9 protein-coding genes and 1 tRNA gene are annotated in these 6517 nt (G+C 66.5%); 4 read left to right on the top strand and 6 right to left on the bottom strand.

Annotated features, from left to right (window positions below; genetic code table 11):
* Positions 1-204 precede the first annotated feature (204 nt).
* Positions 205-636 (top strand): hypothetical protein, encoded by a 432-nt coding sequence (locus ABD301_RS29545; RefSeq protein ID WP_163570988.1) that lies wholly within the window; start codon positions 205-207, stop codon positions 634-636.
* Positions 637-750: 114 nt separating this feature from the next.
* Positions 751-1188, top strand: a complete 438-nt coding sequence (locus ABD301_RS42565) for a DUF6444 domain-containing protein (protein WP_425551994.1) — start codon at positions 751-753, stop codon at positions 1186-1188.
* 212 nt (positions 1189-1400) lie between these two features.
* Here ABD301_RS42565 and ABD301_RS29535 read toward each other — a convergent pair.
* The 4 genes from ABD301_RS29535 to ABD301_RS29520 all read right to left on the bottom strand — a co-directional run bounded on the left by ABD301_RS29535 (position 1401) and on the right by ABD301_RS29520 (position 3849).
* Positions 1401-1476: transfer RNA gene (locus ABD301_RS29535), tRNA-Arg, on the bottom strand.
* 78 nt (positions 1477-1554) lie between these two features.
* Positions 1555-2160 (bottom strand): response regulator transcription factor, encoded by a 606-nt coding sequence (locus ABD301_RS29530; protein ID WP_279581769.1) that lies wholly within the window; start codon positions 2158-2160, stop codon positions 1555-1557.
* Positions 2157-3269 carry a sensor histidine kinase gene (locus tag ABD301_RS29525; protein ID WP_344313581.1) on the bottom strand — a complete coding sequence of 371 codons (1113 nt, stop codon included), beginning with the start codon at positions 3267-3269 and terminating at the stop codon, positions 2157-2159. Before ABD301_RS29525 ends, ABD301_RS29530 begins: the two co-directional genes overlap by 4 nt.
* Before the next feature lie 112 nt (positions 3270-3381).
* Positions 3382-3849, bottom strand: a complete 468-nt coding sequence (locus tag ABD301_RS29520; protein WP_344313580.1) for a DUF3592 domain-containing protein — start codon at positions 3847-3849, stop codon at positions 3382-3384.
* A gap of 155 nt (positions 3850-4004) precedes the next feature.
* Here ABD301_RS29520 and ssb point away from each other — a divergent pair, with 155 nt between their 5' ends.
* Complete coding sequence (gene ssb / locus ABD301_RS29515) at positions 4005-4442, top strand: single-stranded DNA-binding protein (protein ID WP_163570996.1); 438 nt, start codon at positions 4005-4007, stop codon at positions 4440-4442.
* Between the two features lie 76 nt (positions 4443-4518).
* The gene (locus tag ABD301_RS29510; RefSeq protein WP_344313590.1) at positions 4519-5853 is read left to right on the top strand and encodes a dipeptidase; all 1335 of its coding nucleotides are present in this window, start codon (positions 4519-4521) and stop codon (positions 5851-5853) included.
* Positions 5854-5857: 4 nt separating this feature from the next.
* On the opposite strand, the gene ABD301_RS29505 is transcribed toward ABD301_RS29510, so the two are convergent.
* Together ABD301_RS29505 and ABD301_RS29500 are read right to left on the bottom strand one after the other, a co-directional pair.
* Positions 5858-6259 carry a type II toxin-antitoxin system VapC family toxin gene (locus tag ABD301_RS29505; RefSeq protein ID WP_344313579.1) on the bottom strand — a complete coding sequence of 134 codons (402 nt, stop codon included), beginning with the start codon at positions 6257-6259 and terminating at the stop codon, positions 5858-5860.
* The gene (locus ABD301_RS29500; protein ID WP_344313578.1) at positions 6256-6516 is read right to left on the bottom strand and encodes a type II toxin-antitoxin system Phd/YefM family antitoxin; all 261 of its coding nucleotides are present in this window, start codon (positions 6514-6516) and stop codon (positions 6256-6258) included. The genes ABD301_RS29505 and ABD301_RS29500 overlap by 4 nt, the downstream gene beginning before the upstream one ends.
* Position 6517: the final 1 nt, after the last annotated feature.

The following is a 6517-nucleotide window of genomic DNA, read 5'->3' as shown; positions in this document are numbered from 1 at the left end:
GGGCGGCGCAGGGAAACGGACCGGTGGCCACATCGGCACCGCGCCCTGTGCCGACCCTACCGACCTCTGTTCGGCGCACGGTGTCAGACCAAGCACCATGACCAAACGGCAACGTGAAGCCAACAAGCGTCAGGGACCACCGCCGCCAGGGTTGAACCCCTGGAGCCCAACTGATCCACCGAAACCACCGAAAGGCCCGAGCATATGACTGCCAGCCGCCTGCGCACTCTTGATGTTGACCTCTGGCAGCGGTTGCATGCCAGTAGCGAAACCATCCAACGGCATGTGGTCGCAACCTTGATCCACATGGTGATGGACGAAGCCCCCGTCACCTCTGGCCGCGAGCAAGTTGAAACTGCCTTGGCCGCCGGCGCCTTCGGTGATAGCGAGTTGCGTACTTGGCTCCAACAGACTGCCGATGCTGTGGCCGCCGCTAGTTATGAAGCTGACGAACTTGACCACGACCAGGTGGAAGCCAGACGACTGACACGACAGATGACCGGGTACAAGGCTGCCTACCTTGCCCTTGATGTCGATCCGGCCAAAGCTGCTGGTGAAGTGGCGTATGAGGCGATGGTGTTACTGGGGCAATCTCCGACAGGTCATACTATCCAGCAGCTTCTCAACGTGAATTAGCATCGATGATAACGTGCACTATAAACGTTTGTTGACAAATGAGAATTGATGTGACTATGTAGTAGGCAATAATAACTATATATACACATCGTAACTGGTCAGGCGATTTCCTGCGTGTCTCCGGGGTTTCGTGTTTTATGGTTGGATAATTGGTTTGTGGCGAGGTCGACGTATGACCAGCTTGTGGAGTTGGTTGCTGAGCAGGCTGAGCAGATCGCGTTGTTGAAGGCTGAGAATGTGGCGCTTCGTGAGCGTGTCGCGGAGTTGGAGCGGCGGTTGGATCAGAATTCTCGTAATTCGTCTCGTCCGCCGTCATCGGATGGATTGGGCAAGCCGGCGCCGAGGTCGTTGCGGGGCAAGTCTGGTCGCAAACCGGATGGGCAGCGCGGGCATCATGGTCAGACATTGGAGCAGGTGGGCGATCCAGACGAGGTGATTCGCCATGAACTCGCGGCGTGTGGTGGTTGCGGTGGGGATCTGGTTGATGCTGTGCAGGCTGGTGTAGAACGTCGTGTGGTGTGCTCTGTGTCGCGCCTTGAACGATCAAGGTAAACGTTTGCTCAACCAAGGTCTGTTCGAGCGGCTGTTGCTGTCCGTGGACGGTGATCATCGTGCCGTCGTGAGTGATTACAAGCTCACACCGCCGGCCAGAGAGCTTGCTTCCTTGGTGCCCAAGTCAAACGGTTCCACCACTGGTGGAACCGTGACCGTACCGATGTTGCTTGGATGTGCGCACGATGACGAAGTTTCTAATACCGACTCTATGGTGCCCCCGGCAGGAATCGAACCTGCGACCAAGTGCTTAGAAGGCACCTGCTCTATCCGCTGAGCTACGGGGGCGGGACCGGCAGCACAGGGGAGCGTGAGCCCGGTCCCCGTACGCCGCGCGACAACAGGGTAGCGGCTCACAGCTTGGGTTCACAGCCAGCCGTTCTGCTGAGCCACCCTCGCCGCTTCGGTACGGTTGCGAGTTCCGGTTTTCCCGATGGCGGCGGACAAGTAATTGCGCACGGTGCTCTCGGACAGTCGCAGCGCGACAGCGATGTCGGTGATAGTGGAGCCGTCCACGCCGGCGCGGAGTACGTCCTGCTCACGGCCGGAGAGCGGGTTGGCGCCGGCGGACAGCGCGCTGGCGGCGAGGTCGGCGTCGACGACGCGCTCGCCGGCGACGACACGGCGGATGGCGGTGGCGAGGTTTTCCACCGGGGCGTCCTTGACCAGGAAGCCGCTGGCACCAGCCTCCATCGCCCGCCGCAGGTAGCCAGGGCGGCCGAAGGTGGTCAGGATCAATACGCGGCATTCGGGCAGCTCAGCGAGCAGATCGGCGGTCGCGTCGATGCCCGTACGGCCGGGCATCTCGATGTCCAGCAGGGCCACGTCGGGGCGGGACGTACGAGCCGCTGCCAGCACTTCGTCGCCGGAGGAGACCTGCGCGACGACTTCCAGGTCGGGCTCCAGGTTCAGCAGCAGCGCGAGAGCGCCTCGCATCATTTGCTGGTCCTCGGCCAGCAGCAGCCGGATCACGGTCGCACCGGCAGTGTGGCGGTCAGGGTGAAGCCATCTGGTACGGGGCCGGCGTCCACCCGGCCACCCGCGGCCGACAGTCGTTCGGCGAGACCGCGAAGGCCCGTACCAGCGCTCCCGACTGCCCCACCAGCGCCGTCGTCTCGCACCTGGAGCTCGGCGATTCCGTCTCGTACGCGCAGGCTGATCGTGCACTTCCGGGCGTGACTGTGCCGGATCACGTTGGTGACCGCCTCTCGTACGCACCAGCCGAGCAGGCTTCGGGCCGCCTCAGGCAGCTCTTCGGCCGACTCACTTATGGACATCTCGATGCCGGCATCAGCCAGCGCGGACCGGGCGTGGGTGAGCTCGGCGTCCAGGTCTCGTGGGCGGTAACCGGTCACCGCCTCGCGGATCTCGGTGAGTGCCTGCCGGCCGACCGTCTCGATGTCGGCGGCCTGGAGCGCCGCCTGGTCCGGATCGGTGTGGACCAGCCGGCGGACGACCTCCGCCTTGATCACGACCAACGACATCGTGTGGCCGAGCAGGTCATGCAGGTCGCGGGCGAAACGCGCGCGCTCCTGGTCGACCGCGAGCCGGGCCAACTCCTCGCGGGCCGCCCGCAACTCCATGATCGCGGTGCCCATGCCACGGAAGGCGAGGACCACCAGTCCGGCCAGCGCCACCGTCACCACCGAGCTGACGACCGCACCGGGGTGCCCGCTCAGCCAGGTGGCTGACGCCGCCAGTACGACGGTGCCCGCGACGGCGGCCGCGGCCTGCCGCGGCGAGGTGAAGGCCAGCGCGCAGCCGGCCGCGAGAAACAGGAACGTCAACCCCCAGCTGTCCCCGTACGCCCAGGTCAGGACCAGTGCGAGGACAGTCGACGGCGCCAGCATGGCGGCCCGCCAGCGGCCCAGCCACTGCCAGCGGCCCAGCACGGAGTAGGCCACCGCCGCCAGCAGCGCCACGAAAACCAGCAGACCGGCGCCGGCCAGCAGTGGGTACGCGATCCGGCCGGTCAGTACGTCCGCGGCCGGGCCGACCAGTGCCAGCAGCCAGGCGAGTGGCACGAACGTACGGAAGCCGTACCTACGTCGGCCGGCGGTTTCCGGCCAGAAGAAGGTCACGTGCTGTCCACCGAAGCTGTCGCCATCAGCGCGTACGTTACCCAAGAACGCACTCGGCGATAGGAGCGAAGGGCCGCTGATCCTGCGCTCGCCGTGACAAATGTCCCGGTTTTCAGCCCAGATGCAGGAAATCCCAGCCGAGCGAAGGCAGCGACACGGCCGCGAGCAGCAGGCCGGCGACGATGGCGGCGGCCCCGCAGATCAAATAGGTCCACGGCTGCGTACGGGTGTCGAAGCCGTCGACCAGAACATTCCCCGGATCGTCCGGCAGATACCGCACGGTCAGTTGCCGGCCGGGCCGGATTGTCTTGGAGGAAGCCAATCGGCGGGTCGAGCGGGACGCGGTGGAGGAGGTGGTGACGATCCGGTCGGCGGCCGCCCGGAACCGGACCACCGCCCGCGAGCCCCAGCCGCCGGAGCGCCGCAGGCTCACCAGGGTGGCCCGCGCGGCCCTGCCCTGCCGCCGCAGCATCGCGTGCCGGCGCAGCTCGGCCAGCCCACCGCCCACGTAGACGAGCCCGACCAGGACCAGCAGCGCGCCCACCGCGACCAGCACGATCAGTCCGAAATGGCTGTCCACGTACGAAGCCTAGTGGTGTGGCCTAGCACGTCGGCGCCGCTGTTCGAGGTTTTCCCCAGCCCCGGTCGTTGTCCACAGATTCGCGCTGGCCAGGCTGGCGGCCGGTTTCGGCGCGGCATCGTGGTGCGGGTAGGCCACCGCTGAGAGGAGCTGACATGACAAGCGAGCCACTGGTGACGATGACCGGATGGTTGGCCACCGTGCCCGTGATCAAGGAAGTCCGTAACGGGCAGGTGGTGTGCAATTTCACCCTTGCCTCCACCCCGCGGCGGTATGACCGGGAGATCCAGGCCTGGCGGGACGAGGAGACCCTGTTCCTGCGGATCACCTGCTGGCAGCAGATGGCCAAGAATGTCGCGGCCAGCATCACCAAGGGGGATCCGATCGTGGTGCACGGCAAGTTTTCCATCCGGCGGTATGAAAAAGATGGCCAACAACGGGTGTCCAACGAGATCTCCGCGTTCAGCGTCGGACCGAACCTGGAGTTCGGCCAGGCCGTGTTCACCAGGATCTCGACGGCCCCGGCGCCGGCCCAGCCGCTGCGCGAGGCGGAGGTCATGGCCGAAATGCAGGAGACGCCATTGGCCGCATAACGAGTTCGCGACAGGCGAGGTGGCCGCCGGCGGAAGACCACTAGGATTTGGGTTCGTGACTGACAACGATTCCCAGGTGTCCGAGCTGCGTGCCGCTGTCGAGCGGGTGCTTCCGTCCGTACGAGCCGACCTGGAGCGGCTGGTCCGCATCCCCAGTGTCAGCGTCGCCGACTTCGACCAGGCGTTTGTGCGCCAGTCGGCCGAGGCGGTCGCCGAGCTGTTCCGTGAGGTCGGGGCCGCCGACGTGCAGATCCTGTCGGTGCCCGACGGTGCTCCGGCCGTGGTGGCGAAGTTCCCGGCGCCCGAAGGCGCGCCGACAGCGCTGCTCTACGCACACCATGACGTGCAGCCGCCGGGGGCGGAAGAGCTGTGGGAGACCTCGCCGTTCGAGCCGACCGAACGCGATGGCCGGCTGTACGCGCGTGGTGCCGCCGACGACAAGGCCGGGATCGCCGCGCACCTCGCGGCGCTGCGGGCGTACGACGGCAAGCCGCCGGTCGGCGTGACCATCTTCGTCGAGGGTGAGGAGGAGATCGGTTCGCCGACGCTTGGCAAGTTCCTCGCCGCGTACAAGGAGCAGCTGTCCAGTGACCTGATGGTGCTTGCCGACTCCAGCAACTGGGCCATCGGCCAGCCGGCGCTGACGGTCAGCCTGCGTGGGTTGGTCGACTGCTACGTGAACGTGAGGACGCTGGAGAAGGGCGTGCACAGCGGCATGTTCGGCGGCGCCGTGCCGGACGCGCTGACCGCGATGTGCCGGCTGATGGCGACCCTGCACGACGACGAGGGCAACGTCGCGATCCCGGGGTTCGCGGCGGCACCGGACAGTGACCTGGACATCCCCGAGGACCGGATGCGCGAGGAGGCAGGCATGCTCGACGGTGTCGACCTGATCGGCAGCGGTTCGCTGACCAGCCGGGTCTGGACCCAGCCGTCGGTCACCGTGCTAGCCATCGACTCGCCGGCCACCGCCAAGGCGTCGAACACGCTGCAGCCTTCCGCGCGTGCCAAGGTCAGCCTGCGGGTGCCGCCTGGCACCGACGCGAAGGACGCCTTCGCGGCGCTGGAGAAGCACCTTCTCGACAACGCGCCGTGGAATGTGCAGGTCACCGTCGACCCGGGTGAGATCGGCCAGCCTTACGCGATCGATGCCACCGGCCCACGCTACGACGCGGCTCGGGAGGCCTTCGCCGAGGTGTGGGGCGTGGAACCCGTCAACATGGGCATCGGTGGGTCGGTGCCTTTCCTCGCCGAATTCGCCGACGCCTTCCCCGGCGCGGCCCTGTTGGTCACCGGCGTGGAAGACCCCGCCTCCGGTGCCCACGGCCCCAACGAAAGCCTGCATCTCGGCGAATTCGAGAAGGTCTGCCTCGCCGAGACCCTTCTCCTGCACAAACTCTCCCAGCTCTGACTTTCTATAGCAGGACTGGGCGAAGTTTGAGGTCGGCGATGGGCTCGAAGTCCCGGTCCGCGGTGATGAGAACGCGGCCGGTGTGGACGGCGGCCGCGGCGATCATCAGGTCAGGGCGACTGCGCGTCAGCCCACGAGCAGCGGTCGCGGCGGCGAGGCGAGCGTGCACCAGGGCCACCGGGATGGTGTAGTCGACGACCTCGAACGTCTCGATTGCGCGCATGAGGAACCGACGACGCTGCTCCCGATGGGCGTCGTCGGCGCGCTCGACCCCGTATCCCAGCTCACCGAGCGTCATGACGGACACGGCCACGTCGATGTCCTGCGGCTGAGTCGCGGCTTCGAGGGTTAGCTTTCCGCGCTCCAGGGCGATCAGGATGTTGGTGTCCAACAGCACCTTGGTCACCGCGGCGGCTCTCCCCACATGGCCGCGTGCGCCTCTTCGATGGCGGTCGCGAAGGCCGGGTCGGGCTGGCGGTCGGCGTAGAGGGCGATGAGCGCCTCGCGGTTGGACCGTTCGTACGGGCGGAGCATGGCGACCGGGAGACCGTCGCGAGTCACCGTGATCATCTCGCCTTCCTCGGCCCGCCGGACGGCTTGGGCGACGTTACGTGACAGCTCGGAGATGGCCATGGTCGTCTCTTTCGGTGCGCCCGCGATCATG

Origin of the sequence: Fodinicola feengrottensis (assembly GCF_039530045.1) — a bacterium.
In the GTDB taxonomy this organism is placed as follows: Bacteria; Actinomycetota; Actinomycetes; order Mycobacteriales; family HKI-0501; genus Fodinicola; species Fodinicola feengrottensis.
The sequence above is the reverse complement of the archived record's forward strand: the minus strand, read 5'-3'. Positions and strand labels throughout refer to the sequence as shown.

Excerpts from the sequence above, each read along its gene's own strand:
- ABD301_RS29545 (WP_163570988.1), top strand. The coding sequence starts at position 205 with ATGACTGCCAGCCGCCTGCGCACTCTTGATGTTGACCTCTGGCAGCGG.
- ABD301_RS29500 (WP_344313578.1), bottom strand. The coding sequence starts at position 6,516 with ATGATCGCGGGCGCACCGAAAGAGACGACCATGGCCATCTCCGAGCTG.
- ssb (WP_163570996.1), top strand. The coding sequence starts at position 4,005 with ATGACAAGCGAGCCACTGGTGACGATGACCGGATGGTTGGCCACCGTG.